Here is a 23,128-nt window from a genome sequence, read left to right as displayed (position 1 = left end):
AAGTGGCTAAGTTTTTTTTTAAGATATAAAAATCATAAGAAAAATCTACCAACTTAATTTCTTCATTATAAAAGGTTCAAAGGTAAACGAAGTGTAAAAAACTTTGTCCCTTTGAACCTTTCTTGCTTCCTACCTTCAAAAAAACTTAGCCACTTAGAACCTTAGCCACTTTGTACCTCCAAAAAAAAAACTTAGCCACTTAGCACCTCAGTCCCTTAGATTTTACTAAATTTATAAAACCATACCAAAAACCTTTTTTACATCATTACCAAGTGTATCTTAAAATGTAATCACTAGAAAGTAAACCATAACCAATGTTTATACGATCGAAATTATTAATTTTAAAAATATAATCCATGAGTAAAATAGTTGCAGAACAATTAGTTGATATGTTGGTAGAGGCTGGAGTAAAACGCGTTTATGCGGTTACCGGTGATAGTTTAAATCATTTTAATGATGCGATACGCAGAAACGGAAAAATAAAATGGATTCATGTTCGCCATGAAGAAGTTGGTGCTTATGCGGCAGCGGCAGAAGCTGAATTGGACGGTTTTGCCGTTTGTGCCGGAAGTTGCGGACCGGGACACGTACATTTAATCAACGGATTATATGATGCGCATAAGTCACATGTGCCTTTATTAGCAATTGCTTCTACCATAAATACAGGCGAAATGGGAATGGATTATTTTCAGGAAACCAACACCATCAAACTTTTTGATGATTGCAGTTGTTATAATCAGATGATTATGACTGCTGAGCAAGCTCCCCGAATTATACAAACGGCGATACAACATGCTTTAGGCAAAAAAGGTGTTGCGGTAATTGGTTTACCCGGTGATGTATCTGAATTGAAAGCGGTTGAAAGCAATATCTCGACCCAATATTTTCATTGCAATCCGGTTATCAGACCTTCTGATACTGAATTACAACATTTAGCGAAAGCTATCAATGAGAGTACCAAAATCACTTTATTCTGCGGAATTGGCGCCGAAAAAGCACACGATCAGGTGGTACAATTATCCCAACATATCAAAGCTCCCGTAGGATACTCGTTTAGAGGAAAAATGAGTATACAACCCAATAATCCTAACGAAATAGGGATGACGGGTTTGCTTGGACAACCTTCTGCTTATCATAGTATGCACGAATCACATCTGGTTTTATTGTTGGGAACTGATTTTCCGTATGATAAATTTATGCCTACAGCTAATAAAATCATTCAGATCGATACCAGTACAGAACGTTTAGGCCGAAGAGCCAATCTCTATATGGGCTTATGCGGTGATGTTGCCAACACGATAGAAGCTCTACTACCGCTGCTAGAAACAAAAACAGATGATAGTTTTTTTACAGGCACAACTTAAATTTTATGCCAGTGTAAAAGAAAACATGAACATCTATATCAAGGATAACGGCAGCGAAGACACTATACAGCCTGAATATCTGGCACATATCATCGATAAATTGGCCAATAAAGACGCCATTTTTACGGTAGATACGGGAATGACCTGTGTTTGGGGAGCACGTTTTATCAAGGGAACAGGCGAACGAAAAATGCTGGGTTCTTTTAATCACGGATCTATGGCAAATGCAATGCCAATGGCTATTGGAGCGGCTCTGGCACATCCTGAACGTCAGGTTATTGCCCTGTGTGGCGATGGTGGTCTGTCGATGCTTTTAGGCGATTTGGCGACTATTAATCAATACAATATTCCTATCAAAATTATTGTTTTTAATAATCGTGCTTTGGGGATGGTAAAACTGGAAATGGAAGTGAATGGTTTGCCGGATAACGAAACAGATATGGTAAATCCAGACTTTGGTTTAATCGCACAGGCAATGGGTTTTCAGGGCGTAAACGTTCATAAACCTGAAGAAGTTGAAGGAGCAATTGAAAATGCATTCCGCCATAATGGTCCCGTTTTACTCAATGTATTTACGAACCCAAATGCTCTTGCAATGCCCCCAAAAGTAGAATGGGAACAAGTGCTGGGTATGGCAAAATCAATGACCAGATTAATGCTTGGCGGAAAAATGGAAGAGGTTTTAGACACTGTCAAATCTAATTACAAACATCTAAAGGAAGGTATCTAAAAACAAACACGAATTGCACGAATTTGCACAAATTCTTTCGTGAAATTAATTTCGCAAACTAAAATACTCCTTAAAAATTTGTGCTAATTCGTGTAATTGGTGTTACTGTAATTTAAGCTCAATTAAACAACAACCTTATGGATATAAACAGTAATAAATCGTATACCAAATACTATGTGATCGCATGGGTATTTGGTTTGATTTTCTATTTTTTGGATTATGTTATACGTTCTGCTCCGGCAGTAATGTTTCCGGAACTTTCACAAAGTTTTTCTGTAAACGAAATCAGACTGGTAGAGATTGTGGGCATGTATTATTATACCTACTCAACCTGTAGTTTAATTGCGGGAATTGCCCTGGATCGGTTTGGTGCAAAATACTCACTCTTTACCGGAGCCCTCATTTTAGGAATTGGCTGTTTATTCTTTATGGTTTCCAGTCAGTTTAGCGGAGTTTTTGGCAGGCTGTTTCAAGGTGCCGGATGTGCCTTTGCGTTTCCGGGTTGCGTATATCTTGCCAGTAAAGGATTTTCGGCAAAATCATTGGCAACAGCAATAGGATTCACACAATGTCTTGGAATGCTTGGCGGTTCTGCCGGACAATTTATTGTAGGTCCATTAATCGAAAAAGGAATGGATATCAATACCTTTTGGTTGTTTATTGGAATTTTTACTATAATCGTTGCTTTTGGGCTTTGGTTTATAACTCCGGCAAACATCGTTGGTAAAAAAGCCGAAAGTATCGAAAAGAAACAAAGTTTGCTCAATCCTTATAAAATCGTTTTTAGCAACCCGCAATCATGGTTGTGTGGTATTGTTTCGGGATTATTATTTGCCCCAACAACTATATTTGCTATGACATGGGCGGTTGACTTTTTCCAGAAAGATCGTGCTTTCGATTTTCATACCGCAACCATTTCGAGTGCAATGGTCGCTTTTGGCTGGGTATTTGGATGTCCGCTTTTAGGATATTTTACAGACAAAATAAAAAAACGAAAACCTGTTCTTATATTAGGTGCAGCGTTGATGATTGTAGCCTTAATTCAATTGTTGTACTTTCCGGATCTCCTGCCTACTAAATTTAGCATGTTTTTATTAGGTGTAGCTTCCGGAGCAGCTATGATTCCATATTCAATAATAAAAGAAGCAAATCCGGATAATGTAAAAGGAAGCGCAACCGGAGCAATTAATTTTATAACTTTTGGAGTAACAACGCTTTTAAGTCCTTTATTTAGTAATTTATTTGGAAAAACGCTTCAAGATACTACTGATAAAGCACTGCATTTTCAGCAAGCGGGTTTATTTTGGATTATCGGAATTTCGATTGCTATTCTGATAAGTTTAATGCTCAAAGAAACAGGTCAGGAAAAAGTAAGTAATTTGGAAAACTAACCCTAACATACTTTAAAATCCAGTATGTAATTTTCCAACACATAGAAACATAGCTTTTGATGGCACAAAAAAGGTGTTTCACTTATTAATAAAACACATAGCTATGTTAAGAAACGTATTTTTTTCCATCTCCTTTTTACACATAAAACCTATGTTTCTATATGTTAAATATTTTTTTTTTACAATCCGGAGTAGATTAAGTAAAACAATATTCGAAGTTACCTCTATTCTTCTTTAGTAACAATAATAGAAGCTTTGAATCCTGCTGCAAGATTATCCCAATAATCATTGGTAACTAATTGCCCTTTATCATCGTAAACCTGAATTTCGGCAGTATTACCTCCCAAAGTACCAATATTTAAGGCTTCAAAATCTAATTTATTAAAGCCATTTGCAAGGTCAATTTTTACATCTTTAAAATTAGCTTCCAAAAGCAATTGATCGCGTATCACTTTATCATTGGAAGATACTTTTACCAAATCGCCATCGATTGCACCAAAATCGCGAAATTTTACAATAAAATATTTAGATTTTGTTCTAAAGTCACCTAACGAAATATTATGTTTTACCAGAGGACCGCGACCTTCTTTTAGTCCGGCATCTTTTAGGGCTTTGTCCAGATCTTTCTCCATTTTAGGCACATAACGATCACCGGGATTCGCAAAATCAGTCTCGGTAGACATGGTAAATTTGCTTTTTTCGACCCCTATTTGCAGCTGTGATTTTGGTGTGATACTCGTATTGTCAAAAACATTTGGTGTTTTTATACTTGGCATATCCATATTATCAGCCTGTGGGTCTTTTACTTCAGGAAGTGGCGTCTTTTTGGGTTTTGCGCCAAACTTTGGTGCTGGAATACTCTTGAATTTAGTACCAAATTCAGTTTGAGCTGATGCAGTTACAGCTGTAAAAAGTAATATGAAAAATAAAATGTGCTTCATTGAAAAAGTATTAACGAATCGGCTTTTATAATTTTTATAAAATCAGAGTATAGCATCACAAAAATAGCATAATTTAGTTAGGCGCTACAACTTTAAGACTATTATAACAATATATTAGGCTAATTTTTGGAATCAAAAAACCTGCCAATTATAATCATTTCATCAAAAATAAATTCCAAAAACAATCCCGAAGCTTTGGGATCAAATTCTACGACAATCTAAATCATACGTTATTTTTTTGTTTAAAAAAGATACACCATTTTGATAATTAGCAACTTATTCCTAACTTCAGTATTTTAATTTACCTTTATTAAAAATACAAGCAAATGGACTACATTGACTATTATAAAGTATTAGAAATTACAAAATCAGCCACAGAAGCTGAAATCAAAAAAGCATATCGAAAATTAGCGCGAAAGTATCATCCTGACCTGAATCCGAATGATAAAGAATCGGAGAAAAAATTCAAGGAAATCAATGAAGCCAATGAAGTTTTAAGCAATCCTGATAATCGCAAAAAATACGATAAATACGGAAAAGACTGGAAACATGCAGATGAGTTCGAAAAAGCTGGTTATGATCCTAACCAGCAACAAAACCAGAGACAACAACAAAACAATCAAGGGTATTCTGATTTTAACGGAGGGGATTTTGCAGGAAGTGATTTCTCTGATTTCTTTAATTCTATGTACGGCTCCGCAGGAAGAAGCTCCAGAAGTCAGGCTAAATACAGAGGACAGGATTTTAATGCCGAGTTGCAACTTGATCTCGCCTCAGCCTACACTACTCACAAGCAAAATCTGACTGTAAACGGGAAAAATATTCGAATTACAATTCCAGCAGGAGTCGAAAACGGACAGATTATAAAAATCCCAAATCATGGTGCACCAGGAGCAAACGGTGGTCCAAATGGTGATTTGTATATTACTTTTTTAATCGATAACAACTCCGATTTTAAACGTGAAGGCAATAATCTATATGCCAATGTTGATCTTGATTTATATACCGCAATCTTGGGAGGAGAAATTTATGTGAATACTTTTGACGGAAAAGTAAAGATAAAAGTACCTGCCGAAACACAACCCGGAACAAAAGTAAAACTAAAAGGCAAAGGCTTCCCTGTTTATAAAAAAGACAATCAGTTTGGTGATTTGTACATTGCCTACACTTTAAAAGTTCCGACAAAATTATCTGCAAAAGAAAAAGAATTATTCGAAGAATTAGCTAAATTAAGAAATCATGAATAGCAAAAACTTAATTCAAATAAAACAGTTTTGTTTGTATCACGAAATTGAAAATACTTTTATAACAGAGTTGCACAATTATGGTTTGGTAGAAATTATTATCCTCGAAGAAGATGAATTTTTGCAACCCGAACAATTGCCAACGGTCGAAAAAATGATACGCCTGCATTATGATCTAAAAATTAATATGGAAGGTATCGATGTCATTGCAAACCTATTAGACAAAATCGAAGTCTTGCAACAAAATCTTACGACAACTCAGAATAAACTCAGACTTTATGAACACCATCAAATTGAATAAAGTTTTTTTTGCCACAGATTAAAGTGATTTTAATGATTATTTAATTGTTGCCACGAATTACACTAATTCGCACTAATTTTAATTGCTTAATTTGTAAAATTCATAGTAAAAAAACATCTACAGCATTAATCATTTTAATCCGTGAATCCCGATAGCTATCGGGAGTGGCAAAAAAAAAATCTACTCCTAAAAATATCACAAAAAAGAAAATTTAGCCAAATGATTTCAATCAAATTCTATTCGTTTTCATTTGCATATTTTATAAATTGCAACGAAATTAACGAACCCGAATTTGATTTTAAACTGAAGAACCAAATTCAATAAAATATAAAGTAATGAAAAGAGAAAACATCTTAACAGGATCTCCTTGGGAAGACAAAATGGGATATTGTCGTGCCGTACGAATTGGCAATATCATCGAAGTTTCAGGAACTGTAGCAATTGTTGATGGCGAAAAAGTAAAAGCTGATGACGCTTATGCCCAAACCAACAACATTCTGGAACGTGTCGAAAAAGTTTTGGAAGATCTGAATGTTGGAATGAAAGATGTGATCAGAACCCGTATTTTTACGACTGACATTACTTCTTTTGAAGAAGTTGCAAGAGCACATTCTGCTTTTTTTAAAGATGTAAAGCCTACAACGGGTTTTTATGAAATCAGTAAACTTGTTGCTCCTGAATATTTGGTCGAAATTGAATTTACGGCTGTAGTGCAGTAATATTTTATAGCCCCAAATATTTTTTGCCACTAATTACACGAATTTTCTCGAATTATTTTTTTTTAGCCACTCCCGATAGCGATCGGGATTCACGGATTTTTGCTGATTTTTTTGCCACAGATTAAAAGGATTAAAAAAGATTATTTTTGATGAAGATTTTTTAATCCGAATAATGGTTTAAAATTCGTGTAAATTCGTGAAATTTGTGGCAACCTTTTTTTTAATGACTCAAAACCCAAAACAAATACTTTTTACAATACTCAAATGGATTTTCATTTGCGTTTTGATTGGTATTTTGTCCGGATCTGCGTCTGCATTTTTCCTGGTTGCTCTGGAATTTGTTACAAAATACAGAATTCAGCACGACTGGATCATCTGGCTTTTGCCTTTTGGAGGTTTATTAGTAGGATTGAGTTACTATTATTGGGGAGAATCGGTCGTGAAAGGCAATAATTTATTACTCGAAGAATACGAAAACCCAAGTAAAGTCATTCCGCTTAAAATGGCCCCTTTAGTTCTTTTAGGAACCTTACTTACCCATTTATTTGGCGGTTCTGCCGGTCGCGAAGGTACAGCTGTACAAATGGGCGGCGCAATTGCAGATCAATTTACAAAGCTCTTTAACTTAGATAATAGTGAACGTAAAATTTTAATTATCCTGGGAATCAGTGCAGGTTTTGCATCGGTTTTTGGAACTCCGCTCGCAGGTGCTATTTTTGCTCTGGAAGTTTTATATTTTAGCAAAATTAATCTCAAAAGTGTCCTTCTTTCTTTTTTGGTCGCCTATGTTGCTTATTTTACGGTAGAATTCTGGCAGGTAAAACACACACCTTACAGTATTCCTGTTGTTCCAGAAATTAGTATTCGAACCTTATTTTATGTTTTTGTAATCGGAATTCTATCCGGTTTTGCTGCTTTACTATTTTCGAGAAGTACACATTTCTGGGGTTCCGTTTTTTCAAAAATTAAATACCCTCCTTTACGTCCTTTTTTGGGCGGAATCGTTCTGGCGATTGCACTTGCAGGATTTGGCTTAACAAAGTTCTCCGGATTAGGTGTTCCTGTAATTGTAGATTCCTTTTCGAATGCAAACGCCTGGTATGATTTTTTGATTAAAATTTTGTTTACCGGTTTTACCTTAGGAGCAGGTTTTAAAGGCGGCGAAGTAACTCCGTTATTTTTTGTTGGTGCAACTTTAGGAAGTGCATTGTCTCTAATAATTCCGTTGCCAATTGCCTTTCTGGCAGGTTTAGGATTTGTAGCGGTATTTTCGGGTGCTACCCACACCCCTATTGCCTGTACTATTATGGGTATGGAACTTTTTGGAATTCAATCCGGTATTTTTATCGCAATCGCCTGCACAATTGCTTACTTCTCATCAGGTCCTTTAGGAATTTACAAATCGCAAATTGTAAAAGGAGCAAAATATAAGTTATATCAAAAGTGGCTTTAAATTAGTCACAGTCACAGTTTTCAGGCACAGTCTGTACTGAAAACTGCGACCGAATACTGACAACTAATAAAAGTGTGTTAATCTGTAAAATGATTTCAACATTACATTAAAAAAATGTAAATTCGCACACTATGAAAATACAAGATATTCAAGCGATACAATTGTTACTCGCAACCCCAAAGAAAATCGCCATAATTCCGCATAGAGGTCCTGATGGTGATGCTATGGGTTCAACATTAGGTTTATACCATTTTTTATTAAAAAACAATCACGATGCAACAGTGATTGCTCCAAACGATTTCCCTGATTTTCTAGCTTGGTTACCAGGTTCTAAAACGGTAAAAATCTTTGAAAAAGATACTGAAAACTGTACCAAAATATTAGAAGAAGCTGAGCTGATTTTTACACTCGACTTTAATGCTTTTCACCGTACGGGCGAAATGGAACATACACTAGCCAGGCTAACGGCTCCATTTATCATGATCGATCACCATCAAAAACCGGATGATTATGCTGCTTATACGTACTCTGATACTTCGTTTGGATCTACATGCGAAATGGTCTATAACTTTATTTCTTTTTTAGGAAAAAAAGAAGATCTGGATAAAACGATTGCTACTTGCATCTATACAGGAATACTAACAGATTCCGGCTCGTTTCGCTTTCCGGGCACAACAGGAAATACACACCGAATCATTGCTGAGCTAATTGATCTGGGAGTCGAAAATACACAAATCCCAATTTTATTATTTGATAATAGTTCTTACAGCCGTTTGCAATTATTGGGACGCGCTTTGCAGAATATGAAGGTCCTTGAAGCCCATAAAACATCGTATACTTCGCTTACACAAACTGAACTGGATTCGTTTGATTACGTAAAAGGTGATACTGAAGGAATTGTTAATTACGGGTTAAGTATAAAAGGTATTGTTTTTACTGCTATTTTTATCGAAAATAAAGACGAGAAAATTATCAAGATATCTTTCCGTTCGCAAGGAGGATTTGACGTAAACCAATTTGCCAGAGATCACTTTAATGGTGGCGGACATAGCAATGCAGCTGGCGGAAGATCTGAAGTTTCGATGGAAGAAACACTAACGAAATTTGAAAATTTAGTAACCAAACTAAAAATATAACCTAAAATGAACTACTTAAAACTAAGCATTTATTCCCTACTTTTTGCTGTTTTATTTGTAAGCTGTAAACAACACGAAGATGCGAGAAGACCGATTTCTCAGGCTTCGGGTTCTTTTATGAAAAAATCAGTTGATCGAAATAAAAAACTGGTGGCCAACGAAGAGGATGTTATTAAAAAAATAATCAAAAGCAATCCTAAAATAAAATATTACGCTACAAGAAAAGGATATTGGTTGTATTATGATGAACAAAATACAACAGATCCTTCGACACCTAAAAAAGGAGATATTGCTTATTTTAACCTGGAAGTAAAAGATATAAATGGTAAAATTATTTACTCTGAAGCTGATCTTGGACCGCAAACTTATTATGTAGACAAACAGGATATCATGATGGGTTTACGCGATGCCATTAAAATGATGCATAAAAATGAAACCGTAACTTTTTTATTTCCATCACATATTGCCTATGGATATCATGGAGACAATAAAAAAATAGGACCTAATCAATCCTTGATTTGTACGGTAACACTTCGCAACTTTGTGCCGGATGCAACGGCCAAAACTGCAGTTGTAGCGGGACAAACACAAAAAACTACAGCACCAAAAGCTGTAACTCAAACTAAAAAAGATACAATAAACCCATAAAAACAACATTTTAAAAATGAAAAAGAGTATTTTATTATTACTAGCTGTTACCGTTAGCTCATTATATTCTTGCAAAGACGAGCACAGCAATTTACCTGATGGTTTGTATGCCGATATTGAAACCAATAAAGGACATATTATTGTTGAATTAGATTATAAAAAAGCACCGGTTACGGTAGCGAATTTTGTAACGCTTGCTGAAGGTAAAAATGAGTTTGTAACAAAAGATTATCTAAAGAATAAACCTTTTTATAACGGGTTAAAATTTCACAGAGTTATAGAAGATTTCATGATTCAGACCGGAGATCCTGAAGGAACCGGTTCCGGAGATACAGGATATAAATTTAAAGATGAAATCACTGATTTAAAATTTGACAAAGCGGGTGTTCTTGCAATGGCTAATAACGGACCGGGAACCAACAGCAGTCAATTTTTTATCACGCATGTCGAAACGCCATGGTTAGACGGGAAACATACTATTTTTGGTCACGTTGTCGAAAAAGGTCAGGAAGTTGTCAATCAGGTAAAACAAGGAGATACTATTGTTGCCGTAACCATTATTAGAAATGGTGAAGCAGCTAAAAAGTTTGATGCTGTAAAAACATTTCACGATTACTTCTCTGAAATTGCTAAAGAAAAAAGCAAATTTACAGGCGTTCAAAAAGAAAAAGTAGACTATTTTGCATCTGTTAAACCAAAAACAACTAAAACGAGTTCAGGTTTACAATATTTAATTACTGAAAAAGGAACTGGTAAAAAACCAGCTACAGGAGCTCAAATATACATTCATTATTCTGGTTTCCTGGAAGACGGAACTTTATTTGACTCAAGTGTAGAAGAGGTTAACAAAGCTTTTGGAAAGTTTGATGCAGCAAGGGCAGAACAAAAAGGATATCAGCCAATTCCGTTTAAGGCAGGTCGTAAAGATGGTATGATCCCGGGATTTATTGAAGGAATCGAACAACTTTCATTTGGAGATAAAGCTATTCTTTTTATCCCGTCTCATTTAGCTTACGGAGCAACAGGCGCCGGAGGGGTGATTCCGCCAAATGCAAATATCATTTTCGAAATCCAATTATTAGAGAAACCGTAATAATATTCTTATCTTTAAAACGTTATTACAGACTTAAATTCTAAACACTATGAAGTTTAAATTTCTATTTTTATTTTGCTTGGCAGTAGTAAACCTCCAGGCTCAGACAAAAAAGCCAGCGGCAAAATCAAAACCAAAAGCTACCGCTACAAAAGTAGTGGCAAAAACAGATCCTAATGATGGTATTTTTGCTACAATAGCAACTACAAAAGGAGATATTGTTGTATCCTTAGAATACGTAAAAACACCTGTAACAGTGGCAAACTTTGTTTCTTTGGCAGAAGGAAACAATCCTAATGTTAAGGTAGAAAGACTTAAAGGAAAACCATTTTATGACGGATTAAAATTTCACAGAGTAATCAATGATTTTATGATTCAGGGTGGTGATCCGGACGGAAACGGTTCGGGAGGTCCCGGATACGCTTTTAAAGATGAATTTGTAGAAGAACTAAAATTTGAAAAAGGCGGTGTTCTTGCCATGGCAAATTCAGGTCCTGCTACAAACGGAAGCCAATTTTTTATTACGCATAAAGAAACGCCGTGGTTAAACGGAAAACATACTATTTTTGGTCATGTGGTTTCAGGAATGGACAATGTAAATAAAATTGTTCAGGATGATATCATGACAAAAATTACGATTACCCGCAAAGGTGATGCCGCTAAAAAGTTTAACGCTGTAAAAGTTTTGGCTGATGATGTAAAAAAACAAGAGGCTAAAAAAGGGGAATCTCAAAAAGTAGTAACACAAAAAGCAGCTTACTTTGCAGCTACAAAAGCAAAAGCAACTACAACTGCATCAGGTTTAAAATACGTTGTAACAAAACCCGGAACAGGAGTTAAAGGGGCTGAAGGATCTGCAATTTACTTTCACTACGCTGGATATTTTGAAGATGGAAATCTTTTTGACAGTAGTATGGCTACTGTAGCAAAAGCTTATGGCAAATACGATGCAAACCGTGATGCACAAAAAGGATATCAGGCATTCCCGTTTACAGTAGGTAAAAAAGACGGAATGATTCCCGGATTTATCGAAGCATTAGACATGATGACTGACGGAGAAAAAGCAATTTTCTTTCTTCCTGCCAATTTAGCTTACGGAGAAAAAGGTGCCGGAGGAGTAATCCCGCCAAATTCGACTTTGATTTTCGAAATCGAAACGTATAAAACTCAGCCTGTAGTAAAATAAAAAAATATTTATCTGCTATAAACAAACCCATCAAAATAAAGATTTTGATGGGTTTGTTATTTTAACCTAATACTATCAAATTCATAATTTTAGAATAAAAATTACGACTGAAACTATATTGAAATCAATGTTTCTTATATTTTTCTATTAAATCCCAAACAAAATAGCTTACCTTTGCCGGCTTTAATTTTTTAATCAAACAAGTTAAGATGTCACAAAACAACGTATTAAAGGGAGTATTTTTGGTCGCAATAGGCGCTACAACTTACGGAATGTTAGCCACTTTTGTAAAAATGGCCTATTCAGAAGGATATACTACTGCCGAAGTAACCACATCTCAATTTATACTGGGAATTATTGGTATTTTACTAATCAATGTTTTCCAGAAAATTAAACTTAAAGACAATGTTGTAAAAGCAACTCCCAAAAACATCTTTAGCTTAATGGTAGCAGGAACTTCGTTAGGAATGACGAGTTTGTTCTATTATTTAGCTGTAAAATATATTCCGGTTTCTATTGGTATCGTTTTATTAATGCAAACAGTCTGGATGGGCGTTTTGCTTGAAATGATCTTAGAAAAAAAATTACCTTCAAAACAAAAAGTTTTTGCTGTATTTATTGTACTTATTGGTACCGTTTTGGCAACCAATATTATGCACAATGATATAAAATTAGATTGGAGAGGTCTGGCTTGGGGAATTTTGGCTGCTGCATCTTTTACGACAACCATGTTTACCGCAAATCGTGTTGCTACTGAAATTTCATCAGCACAAAGAAGTTTATACATGCTTTTAGGCGGATCTATAATTGTGTTTGCCTTTGCCTTTGCCACTCAGGTTACTCCTTTTAACTTTGAAATCTTCCTGAAATGGGGGATCATCCTGGCTCTTTTTGGAACTATTATTCCTCCAATGCTTATGACGGCAGGTTTTCCTCTAACCGGAATTGGATTAGGAAGTATTGTTTCGGCACTTGAACTTCCTGTTTCCGTAATGATGGCTTATGTACTGCTAGATGAAAAAGTTATCTTCCTGCAATGGGTTGGGATCGTTTTAATTATTCTTGCCATAATTATTATGAATGTAAATTTCAAGCGCAAAAATTAACTTATTTTGCATTGCCTTAAAAAAAAGTGCTTTGTAATGTAATAATTGTTAATTTTTTTATAAATTCGTGATAAACTATTCCCTATCATGAATTTACCCTGGCATTTATATTTAATGGCTGTGCTTTATATTATTGCCGGATTAAACCATTTTCGAAACCCCGGAATGTACATCAGAATCATTCCACCCTTTTTTTCTAAGCCTAAATTAATAAATATTTTAAGCGGAGTTGCCGAGATTGTCTTTGGCATACTCCTAATTGTTCCTGTTACTTCGCATTTTGGCGCATGGGGAATTGTATCGCTTTTAATTGCTGTATTTCCTGCAAATCTTTTCATGTATCAAAATAAAAAAGCAAGTTTTGGTTTACCAAAGTGGATTTTATTTGTACGTTTGCCCTTACAAGTCGTGTTGATTTTTTGGGCTTACCAATATACCCTTTAACAATCAACTATTAATTAAAATTATTTTATTATGAAAAAATTATTTGCAGAGTTCTTCGGAACTTATTGGCTAGTTTTTGGAGGTTGTGGAAGCGCAATTTTTGCTGCCGGCATTCCTAATTTAGGAATTGGATTTGCAGGGGTTGCATTAGCTTTTGGTTTAACTGTTTTAACAATGGCATACGCCGTAGGACACATTTCAGGCGGGCATTTTAATCCTGCAGTTTCATTTGGTTTATGGGCAGGCGGAAGATTTCCGGCAAAAGATTTAATCCCGTACATCCTTGCACAATGTGTTGGGGCAATTGCTGCGGCAGGAACTCTATACACTATCGCATCAGGAAAAGCAGGTTTTGCAATTGACAATACCAGAGCGGGTGCCTTTGCATCAAACGGTTTTGGAGCATTCTCCCCTGATGGATATTCCTTATCATCTGCTTTTATAGCTGAATTTGTTTTGACTCTATTCTTTTTATTAGTTATTCTTGGAGCTACAGATAAATTTGCAAACGGAAGATTTGCCGGTATAGCAATTGGTCTGGCATTAACATTAATTCACTTAATCAGTATTCCAATTACCAATACATCTGTAAACCCTGCAAGATCTTTATCACAAGCTATTTTTGTTGGCGGAGAACCATTATCGCAAGTATGGTTGTTTTGGGCGGCTCCAATATTAGGTGCTATCGCAGCAGGATTTATATACAAGACGTTGCTACAAAATCACGACGCAGCTTAATCAGATTTAATTATAATTATAACTTTAAAAAAATTAGATATGCAATTTTTATATTTTTTACTTATAGGTGCAATTTCCGGATGGTTGGCAGGTCAGATCTGGAAAGGTGCAGGTTTTGGACTTCTTGGTAATATTATCGTCGGAATTATTGGCGGAATTATTGGTGGCTGGATTGCCGGTAAACTTGGTATTGGCGGTGGCGGACTACTTTGGCAAATTTTAATTGCCGTAGGAGGAGCATGGGTTTTGCTGTTTATTATCAGCTTAATCAAAAAATAATAACAATAATAGACACATAACTTACTTATAAAGAGAAAATCAGATATCGCTATATTTGGTTTTCTCTTTTTTTTAGCTACTTTAATTACAAATTCCGTTTCAAAAATCAAGATCTGCAAAAAACCGTTAAAATCGCTAAAAAAAATGCACCAGATCGAACCAACTAATTATTTTTTTTATTAATATTGATACTTAAATTGAAAATCAATCTATTAATCATTAACCCCTATTTTGAATTAATTTTCACGTGATGAAAAAGAGTAACCGCAAAGAATTGAATTGGGAACAAACCGAAAAACTTGTTTCGCTAGCCTTAGAAGAAAAAAATCCATTTGAGATCATAAAAAAGGAGTTTGGATTGGCAGAAAAAGAAGTTCTGGAAATCATGAAAAAGAAGATGCCACTTGAAAAATTTGAGATGTGGAAAAAGAAGGCAATTGCAAATAAACCAAAACCAAAGCCCGTTAAAATAGATGATTTTGATGAAGATTTGGATGGTAAATACTATATAAAAAATAAACTAGACTAAAATAGAACTCCTGAAATTCAGGAGTTTTTTTATATTTTGAATCGCATTGTAACTTTTTTACAATTTATATGTCCAATACAAATAACTAAACTCAAATAAATGAAAAAAATACTTTACACCTTAGCCCTTGCAGCTACTCTTTGGAGCTGTAAAACAGGAAGCTCGACAGGTGCTGCAAAAAGTAATGTTGTAGATGTTACCATTAATCTTATTGATGTAAAAGACGATAAAGTTTTGGTAACAGTTACCCCTCCGCAAATAAAAACTGACGAAATTGTTTATAGTATCCCAAAAACAGTTCCGGGAACTTATTCTACAGATAACTACGGTAAATATTCTGATGATTTTAAAGCTTTTGATGCTAAAGGAAATCCATTGACTGTAAAAAGAATTAACGACAATTCATGGTCAATTTCTAATGCAAAGACCTTAAAAAAAGTAACTTATTTGGTAGGAGACACTTTTGATACTGAAAAAGGAACAGGATTTGGTAATGATGACATTTTTTCGCCAGCCGGAACTAATATTAATGCCGGAATCAATTTCCTGGTTAACACACATGGTTTTGTAGGTTATTTTCAGGATAAACTAGATGTTCCGTACAAAGTTACCATCACACATCCTGAAACACTTTGGGGAGCAACTTCTATGAATGACGAAGATGCCAGCAAAACAAGCGATGTTTTTACAACACCACGTTACGCTGTTTTAGTCGAAAATCCAATCATGTATTCTAAACCGGATTACACTACTTTTAATGTAAACGGAATGGATATTTTGATCGCAGTTTACTCTCCTACCGGAAAATTTACGGCTGAAAGCATTACTCCGGAAATGAAAACTATGATGACGGCGCAAAAAAACTTTTTAGGCAAAGTAAATGCGACTAAAAAATATACGGTTCTATTGTATCTGTCAAGTATGGCCAAAGATGATGCTCATGGTTTTGGAGCTTTAGAACATCCTACAGCAACTACGGTTGTATTACCGGAGTCAATGCCAAAAGAAAAATTGGTAGAGTCAATGAAAGATGTCGTTTCGCATGAGTTCTTTCATATCGTAACACCACTTACCATACACTCAAAAGAAATTCAGTATTTTGATTACAATGCACCAAAAATGTCAGAACATTTATGGATGTATGAAGGTGTTACAGAATATTTTGCAAATCTATTCCAGATCAATCAGGGATTAATTAACGAAACTGAATTCTATACGCGTATTGCAGGTAAAATCGAAGAAGCAAAAAGCTTAAACGATACCATGTCCTTTACCAAAATGAGTGCAAATGTATTAGAACAGCCTTATAAAGACCAATACTTAAATGTATATCAAAAAGGAGCTTTGATTGGTATGTGCATCGATATTATCATTAGAGAAAAAAGCAATGGCGAAAGAGGAATTCTTGATTTAATGCACAAATTGGCTAATGAATATGGTGTCGAAAAACCATTTAATGACAGTGAACTTTTTGCTAAAATTACGCAGTTGACTTATCCTGAAGTGGGTGATTTTTTAAATAAATATGTTGCCGGAACAACCCCAATTCCTTACGACTTTTATCTGGCAAAAGTGGGTGTGACAAAAGCATCTGAAAAAACTCCGGGATCGATTTTTATCAAAGGACAAACTCCTTATATTGGTGTTGATAAAACAACTAAAGTAATAAGTGTTCGCTCTGATGTAGATTTAAATGTATTTTTTACTACTCTAAATCTTAAAGCAGGAGATGTTATCGTTGCTGTAAACAATAAAACATATAACTTAGACAACATTTATGATTTGATTTCAGAAAGTGAAAACTGGAAGGAAAATGATCCAATTACAATAAAAATAAAACGTGCCGGTGCAGAGCAAACCATCAAAGGAACTGTAAAAGTGCCATACGAAGAAAAAGAAACTTTTAAAGCAACAGATGCTTCAAAAGAAAAGCTTAAAAACGCATGGTTAAAAGGGTAATTTTCTTTTGACTTAAAAAAAAACCGACAAATGATTGTCGGTTTTTTTATGCTCTCGCCTTATTTCTTAGCTGAAAATTTCCAGTCAAATTCGTCTTTTTCATTGATGATTGCTCCAACTTCGAACTTTACAACCTCATCAAATTCAGTTTGAAGGATAAACCAATTGTCTTCGTTGAAATAATTCTCGAAAGTATCAAAAGTTTCCTGAGTGTATTTTGTAATTCCTTTTGTTGCCAAATCTTTCTTTACTTCTGCAATTTTTCTTCCGATTAGCTTGAAGCCAAAAACTTCCAGATCATTGCTTGAAGCCACCAAATAACCTAATTTCAAGTCTTCTTCCTGATAAAATGTCAATCTGATTTTATGTGCATTGTATACAAAAATTACATTATCATCTTCGTCTGTATAATTTTTATCAGGCTTTCCTAAAGCAGCCGTTACATCATTTTGCTTCATTCCGAAAAGCAATTTATCAATTCCTGATTTTAGATTTATTTTCATGTTTTTTATCTTTATTTAAAGTGCAAATTTCGTGAAGTTTTTTGTTGTTCTGCCACGAATTGCACAAATTTTCTCAAATTAATAATGTTGATTTTTGTCAGGCTTAGTGTCCCGAGACTTCGGGAGAAGTCTTTTCCTTTTTGCCACAGATGAAAAAGGATTAAAAAGATTTTTTTTAAATCTGCTGAGATCTGTAAAATTTGCGTGAAACTTTTCTATACAATTTCACTCACAAATACAAAAAAACCGTGTAAACCCGTCTCATCCGCAAAATCCGTGGGCAAATTTTAGTTCACATAATTCTTTTTATTTGGTTTACTACTCATATAAAAAGTAATTTTTCCGCCGTTTATTACATCCGCATGTTTCAGAAACGGCTTGTCTAATTGTTTTCCGTTTAAAAGCACCTTACTCACAAATACATTTTTATCGGATTGATTTACGGTTTCAACTTCAAAATTCTTTCCGTTTTCTAAGTTAAAAACTGCTTTTTTAACTAGCGGACTTCCCAAAGCATATTCATCAGAACCTGGTGCAACCGGATAAAATCCTAAGCTGCTAAAAATATACCACGCACTCATTTGCCCAAAATCATCATTTCCGCCTAAACCGTCAGCACCATTACGGTACATTTTTTTCAGGATCATTCTAATTTTATCTTGGGCTTTCCAGGGAGAATTTGTCCAATTGTAAAGATAAACTACATGATGCGAAGGTTCGTTTCCGTGAACATAATTCCCTATGATTCCGTCTCTGGTAATATCTTCTGTATTTTCAAAATATTTATCGGGTAAATGCATGCTGAATAACGAATCTAATCTGACATTGAATTTCTCATTTCCGCCCATCATTTTAATCATATCTGCCGGATCTTGCGGAACGTATAAACTATAGTTCCATGAATTGCCTTCGATAAATCCCTGCCCATGCGTATCCAGAGGATCAAATTCTTTCTTAAAAGTTCCGTCGTTTAGTTTAGGACGCATGAAACCTGTTTTAGCATCGTAAACGTTTTTATAATTTTTAGATCTTTCTATGAATTCATTATAAATAGCTGTTTTGCCTAATTTTTTGGCTGCCTGAGCAATTGCCCAATCATCATAAGCATATTCTAAAGTTTTAGATACTGATGCTCCGTTTTTATCTTCGGGAACATAACCCATTTTCATATAATATTCCAATCCGTCATAATAAGGTACTTTTGCTGTATTGACACAAGCCTGAAGTGCTTTTTCAGGATCAAAATTGGTATTGCCTTTTACAATTGCATCGGCAATTACAGAAACGGAATGATACCCAATCATACACCAGTTTTCATTGGCATAATGCGACCAGATTGGCAACATTTTATGCACACTCTGATCAGAATGTGCCAACATCGAACTAATCATATCCGAATTTCGGGTGGGCTGCACCAAATTGAATAAGGGATGCAATGCTCTGTAAGTATCCCACAAAGAATAGCTGGTATAATTTTTAAAATTCTCGGCTTTATGAACATTCATATCCAATCCTTTATAGTTTCCGTCTAAATCCATATATTCTGTTGGACCTAAAAAAGCATGATACATAGAGGTATAAAAATTTACCAAATCTTCTTTCCGGATCGTTTCAATCTGAATTTTATTCAATTCATTATTCCAAACTTCCTGACTTTGTTTTTTTACTTTTTCGAAATCCCATCCCGGAACTTCTTTTTTCATGTTTTCCAGTGCTCCGGCAGAACTCACTGGTGATAGTGCCATTTTTATTTTAATTTTTTCTCCTTCTTGGGTACTAAAATCAAAAAATAGTTTTAAGTTTTGCCCCGCCATTTCAGGAAAATTTTTAGTTTGATCAAACCTTCCCCAAAAACCTCTGTAAACACTTTTTTCTAATGCTGCCTGTCCGTAGCTTTTTATAGGTTTGCTAAATGACATGGCAAAATAAACAGTTCTGGTTCTCGCCCAGCCGTTTGTCTGGCGATAACCTGTGATTAATGTATCGTTTTCTATACGAACAAATGTCCACACATTTTTTTTATCATAATTGTAAATTCCGGAAGTCAGATCAAGGATAATGTGTGCTTCATCAGATTTTGGAAACGTATATTGATGCATTCCAACACGCGTTGTTGCCGTTAGTTCGGCTTTGATATTATGATCTTCCAGAAGTACACTGTAATATGCGGGTTCTGCTTTTTCTGTGCTATGAGAAAACGCTGATCGATATCCTGATAATGGTTTTGATGCAACTCCGGGATTCAATTGCAATTTTCCGGTTGTAGGCATAATCAAAAAATCACCCAGATCAGAATGTCCTGTCCCGCTAAAATGTGTATGACTAAAACCTACAATCGTTTTGTCTTCATATTGATATCCTGCGCAATATTTATAGACTTCACCGTTATATTTTCCGTTTAAACCATAAGCAATTGTATCAGTTTCAGGACTTAATTGCACACTCCCAAACGGAACTGTTGCACCAGGATAGGTATGTCCCATTTTGGCAGTTCCAATCATTGGGTCAACATACTGAATTAGATTTCGTTTTTCAACTCCTTTATTTTGTGCCTTTATTTCATTGGCTAAACCAAGCATCAAAATGGATAATCCTAAGAGAAAACTTTTGCTTTTTACACTATTCATGAGATAATTTTTAATCATTATTTTATGTTTACAACACGATTAGTTATTTACTAAAACGATTTAATAACTTTTCAGGTTAGAAAATTACAATAAAATATGCTTTTTAAAAAATATAAAAAAATTTAGGCTCAAAAAGGTTTTGAATATCTTTGAATGATTCAAAAATGCAATTCATACATGAAAAATTATATTTTATTTCTGGTTCTTTCTTTCTCTACATTTGGTTTTTCGCAAAAAACAGACAGCTACAGATTAACCAAGGAAGAAATAACACAGAGAGAATTAAACGAAGTTCCGGATTTCCCGATCTACAAAGCATTCGAATGTTCTGATAAAGGTGGCGTTTATGACTTGCTGTTATGCGAAAACCGAAAAAATATTTCTAAAAAAGATACTTTAAATACCAAGATTCAGGCTATTTGTACGATGAGTGATCACGGTGGCTTTCTTGAAAAATGGCGCATTAATGATTTGCTTGAAGATTATGTTCCTAAAGAAACGACAATCTGGTTCTGGACAAAATATTGCAGTACGAAAGATCTTGATGGGGATGGATATATTGATCCCGTAATTGTATACGGAACAAAAACAGAATATGGTGAAGTAAGACGCGTAAAAATTATTACTGTCTACAAAAACAAAAAATACGCCATTCGGGCTGTCGAATGTGACCTAGACGATTGCAGGAGTTTTAAAAAAGATAAAGAATGGAATGTACTCCCCCAAAAAATAAAAACTTATCTGGATCAATTAGTGGTTAAACTAAGAAAGGAACAGGGTTTGTTGTTGAAAGATGGGTAAGAATTCCAGATGTTGGATTGTAGACTATGGCCCTTTCTTTAAAGTTTTTGCTTTAAATTTTCTTTTACGGCATCAAACCATTCGTTTTTTAGAATGCTTAAAACGATCGAATCGCGTCGTGTTTCGCCATCTACGGTTGGCATGTGACTTCGCAAAACACCTTCGACCTTGCAGCCAATGCTTTTCATTGCGGCAATACTTCGCTCGTTATTATTATCTGCACGAAATTCTACACGCTCCATTCCCAGAGTTTCAAAGGCAAATTGCAGTAATAAAAATTTACAATGCTTGTTAAGTCCCGTTCCTCTAAAAGCAGAACCATACCAGGTATATCCTAATTGTAAGGTTTTGTAATCTGGCTGAACATCGTAAAAACGTGTTGATCCTGCGTATTTTTGAGTTCTTTTATCGAAAACAATAAACGGAATTTCTCTTTGATTCTCTCGGTTTTTTATCGCAGATTGAATGTATTTGACCAAATTCTCTTTTCCGTCTGCTCCTACCAAAGAATATTTCCAGGTTTCCGGTTCGTTAATCGAAATTTCTAATAAATTATCAACGTCAGTTTCTTCTAATGAGCGTAATAAAACCAAATCGTCTTCTAAAATTATGGGATTAGAAAAATTGAAATTTGAAGTTGTATTCATGTTTTTTTTGTTTTTTTTACTACAGCGTAATTTGATTATAAAGATTAAAAAAAATCTTTATATAATTATCCTTTTCTGTTTGAAAATGTAGTCCCTACGGGACAAATGTAGAATTGGTAAATATATAATTCTACCAACATATAATCTCTACGAGATATTACTTGAATTCCTATTACATACTCCGTTAGGAGTTAAATATTGGTAGAAGAAATATTGGTACAAAGAAGCGAAAAGAAAAATTAAAAATGCTTTTGTGAAGTTTTCATTCATTTTGTAACGCTTAATATATCTCGTTCCTATGGAACTTTATGTTGGTTTTTATTTTCAATCAACGGATTAAAATCCGTTGCTACAAGATAGCTATTCCTACGGAATTTTTGAGAGCCTTCGGCTCGGATTATTTTGTAGGGACGGATTTTAATCCGTCCAAAATGATCCAAATATTCAAACATCCAAATATCTCGTTTAACGGTTTAACGTGAGGAATAGAAACAAATGTAGAATTGGTAAATATATAATTCTACCAACATATAATCTCTACGAGATATTACTTTGATTCCTATTACAGACTCCGTTAGGAATTAAATATTGGTAGAAGAAATATTGGTAGAAGAAATATTGGTAGAAAGAAGCGAAAAGAAAAATTAAAAAATGCTTTTGTGAAGTTTTCATTCATTTTGTAACGCTTAATATATGTCGTTCCTATGGAACTTTATGTTGGTTTTTATTTTCAATCAACGGATTAAAATCCGTTGCTACAAGATAGCTCATTCCTATGGAATTTTTTGAGAGCCTTCGGCTCGGATTATTTTGTAGGGACGGATTTTAATCCGTCCAAAATGATCCAAATATTCAAACATCCAAATATCTTGTTTAAAGGTTTCACGTGAGGAATAGAAACAAATGTAGAATTGGTAAATATATAATTCTACCAACATATAATCTCTACGAGATATTACTTTGATTCCTATTACATACTCCGTTAGGAATTAAATATTGATAGAAGAAATATTGGTAGAAAGAAGCGAAAAGAAAAATTAAAAATCCTTTTGTGAAGTTTTCATTCATTTTGTAACGCTTAATATATGTCGTTCCTATCGAACTTTATGTTGGTTTTTATTTTCAATCAACGGATTAAAATCCGTTGCTACAAGATAGCTCATTCCTATGGAATTTTTTGAGAGCCTTCGGCTCGGATTATTTTGTAGGGACGGATTTTAATCCGTCCAAAATGATCCAAATATTCAAACATCCAAATATCTTGTTTAAAGGTTTCACGTGAGGGATAG

The 23,128-nt window shown here is 34.7% G+C and carries 20 protein-coding genes and 1 pseudogene; 17 read left to right on the top strand and 4 right to left on the bottom strand.

The window, feature by feature from the left end; genetic code table 11:
- Positions 1-356: 356 nt before the first annotated feature.
- Positions 357-2,094: pseudogene (locus B0A64_RS12335) on the top strand (thiamine pyrophosphate-dependent enzyme).
- A gap of 137 nt (positions 2,095-2,231) precedes the next feature.
- Entirely contained in the window at positions 2,232-3,485 is a 1,254-nt protein-coding gene (locus B0A64_RS12330; protein WP_089479822.1) for an MFS transporter, read from the top strand.
- A 224-nt stretch (positions 3,486-3,709) separates the two neighbouring features.
- Here B0A64_RS12330 and B0A64_RS12325 read toward each other — a convergent pair whose 3' ends face one another.
- On the bottom strand, positions 3,710-4,426 hold the full coding sequence (locus B0A64_RS12325) for a hypothetical protein (protein WP_089479821.1): 717 nt from the start codon (positions 4,424-4,426) through the stop codon (positions 3,710-3,712).
- Between the two features lie 326 nt (positions 4,427-4,752).
- Here B0A64_RS12325 and B0A64_RS12320 point away from each other — a divergent pair, with 326 nt between their 5' ends.
- From B0A64_RS12320 to B0A64_RS12255, 14 genes are all read left to right on the top strand, one after another.
- Complete coding sequence (locus B0A64_RS12320; protein ID WP_089479820.1) at positions 4,753-5,673, top strand: DnaJ C-terminal domain-containing protein; 921 nt, start codon at positions 4,753-4,755, stop codon at positions 5,671-5,673.
- Entirely contained in the window at positions 5,666-5,971 is a 306-nt protein-coding gene (locus B0A64_RS12315; protein WP_089479819.1) for a chaperone modulator CbpM, read from the top strand. The genes B0A64_RS12320 and B0A64_RS12315 overlap by 8 nt, the downstream gene beginning before the upstream one ends.
- Positions 5,972-6,306: 335 nt before the next feature.
- Positions 6,307-6,690: a RidA family protein gene (locus B0A64_RS12310; RefSeq protein ID WP_089479818.1), complete on the top strand. Its 384-nt coding sequence runs from the start codon at positions 6,307-6,309 to the stop codon at positions 6,688-6,690.
- 223 nt (positions 6,691-6,913) lie between these two features.
- The gene (locus B0A64_RS12305; protein ID WP_089479817.1) at positions 6,914-8,143 is read left to right on the top strand and encodes a voltage-gated chloride channel family protein; all 1,230 of its coding nucleotides are present in this window, start codon (positions 6,914-6,916) and stop codon (positions 8,141-8,143) included.
- 131 nt (positions 8,144-8,274) lie between these two features.
- A complete protein-coding gene (locus B0A64_RS12300; protein WP_089479816.1) occupies positions 8,275-9,279 on the top strand; it encodes a DHH family phosphoesterase in 1,005 nt (334 codons plus the stop codon).
- 6 nt (positions 9,280-9,285) lie between these two features.
- The gene (gene gldI, locus B0A64_RS12295; protein ID WP_089479815.1) at positions 9,286-9,927 is read left to right on the top strand and encodes a gliding motility-associated peptidyl-prolyl isomerase GldI; all 642 of its coding nucleotides are present in this window, start codon (positions 9,286-9,288) and stop codon (positions 9,925-9,927) included.
- A gap of 16 nt (positions 9,928-9,943) precedes the next feature.
- Entirely contained in the window at positions 9,944-11,020 is a 1,077-nt protein-coding gene (locus B0A64_RS12290; RefSeq protein ID WP_089479814.1) for a peptidylprolyl isomerase, read from the top strand.
- Between the two features lie 49 nt (positions 11,021-11,069).
- Positions 11,070-12,206 carry a peptidylprolyl isomerase gene (locus tag B0A64_RS12285; protein WP_089479813.1) on the top strand — a complete coding sequence of 379 codons (1,137 nt, stop codon included), beginning with the start codon at positions 11,070-11,072 and terminating at the stop codon, positions 12,204-12,206.
- Between the two features lie 209 nt (positions 12,207-12,415).
- The gene (locus B0A64_RS12280; protein WP_089479812.1) at positions 12,416-13,312 is read left to right on the top strand and encodes an EamA family transporter; all 897 of its coding nucleotides are present in this window, start codon (positions 12,416-12,418) and stop codon (positions 13,310-13,312) included.
- Between the two features lie 87 nt (positions 13,313-13,399).
- On the top strand, positions 13,400-13,756 hold the full coding sequence (locus tag B0A64_RS12275; RefSeq protein ID WP_089479811.1) for a DoxX family protein: 357 nt from the start codon (positions 13,400-13,402) through the stop codon (positions 13,754-13,756).
- A gap of 30 nt (positions 13,757-13,786) precedes the next feature.
- Positions 13,787-14,494 (top strand): aquaporin Z, encoded by a 708-nt coding sequence (gene aqpZ, locus B0A64_RS12270; protein WP_089479810.1) that lies wholly within the window; start codon positions 13,787-13,789, stop codon positions 14,492-14,494.
- Positions 14,495-14,533: 39 nt separating this feature from the next.
- Positions 14,534-14,773 (top strand): GlsB/YeaQ/YmgE family stress response membrane protein, encoded by a 240-nt coding sequence (locus B0A64_RS12265; protein WP_089479809.1) that lies wholly within the window; start codon positions 14,534-14,536, stop codon positions 14,771-14,773.
- A 250-nt stretch (positions 14,774-15,023) separates the two neighbouring features.
- Positions 15,024-15,302 (top strand): DUF2805 domain-containing protein, encoded by a 279-nt coding sequence (locus tag B0A64_RS12260; protein ID WP_055098339.1) that lies wholly within the window; start codon positions 15,024-15,026, stop codon positions 15,300-15,302.
- A gap of 99 nt (positions 15,303-15,401) precedes the next feature.
- Positions 15,402-17,261 carry a M61 family metallopeptidase gene (locus B0A64_RS12255; protein WP_089479808.1) on the top strand — a complete coding sequence of 620 codons (1,860 nt, stop codon included), beginning with the start codon at positions 15,402-15,404 and terminating at the stop codon, positions 17,259-17,261.
- Between the two features lie 59 nt (positions 17,262-17,320).
- Here B0A64_RS12255 and B0A64_RS12250 read toward each other — a convergent pair whose 3' ends face one another.
- Together B0A64_RS12250 and B0A64_RS12245 are read right to left on the bottom strand one after the other, a co-directional pair.
- Entirely contained in the window at positions 17,321-17,764 is a 444-nt protein-coding gene (locus B0A64_RS12250; protein WP_089479807.1) for a hypothetical protein, read from the bottom strand.
- Between the two features lie 287 nt (positions 17,765-18,051).
- Positions 18,052-20,391: a GH92 family glycosyl hydrolase gene (locus tag B0A64_RS12245; RefSeq protein ID WP_394338347.1), complete on the bottom strand. Its 2,340-nt coding sequence runs from the start codon at positions 20,389-20,391 to the stop codon at positions 18,052-18,054.
- Positions 20,392-20,568: 177 nt separating this feature from the next.
- On the opposite strand from B0A64_RS12245, the gene B0A64_RS12240 reads away from it, so the two are divergent.
- Positions 20,569-21,192: a M949_RS01915 family surface polysaccharide biosynthesis protein gene (locus tag B0A64_RS12240; RefSeq protein WP_089479805.1), complete on the top strand. Its 624-nt coding sequence runs from the start codon at positions 20,569-20,571 to the stop codon at positions 21,190-21,192.
- Positions 21,193-21,230: 38 nt separating this feature from the next.
- On the opposite strand, the gene B0A64_RS12235 is transcribed toward B0A64_RS12240, so the two are convergent.
- Entirely contained in the window at positions 21,231-21,839 is a 609-nt protein-coding gene (locus B0A64_RS12235; protein ID WP_089479804.1) for a GNAT family N-acetyltransferase, read from the bottom strand.
- Positions 21,840-23,128: the final 1,289 nt, after the last annotated feature.

This window comes from Flavobacterium araucananum (genome assembly GCF_002222055.1).
Taxonomy (GTDB): domain Bacteria; phylum Bacteroidota; class Bacteroidia; order Flavobacteriales; family Flavobacteriaceae; genus Flavobacterium; species Flavobacterium araucananum.
The sequence above is the reverse complement of the archived record's forward strand: the minus strand, read 5'-3'. Positions and strand labels throughout refer to the sequence as shown.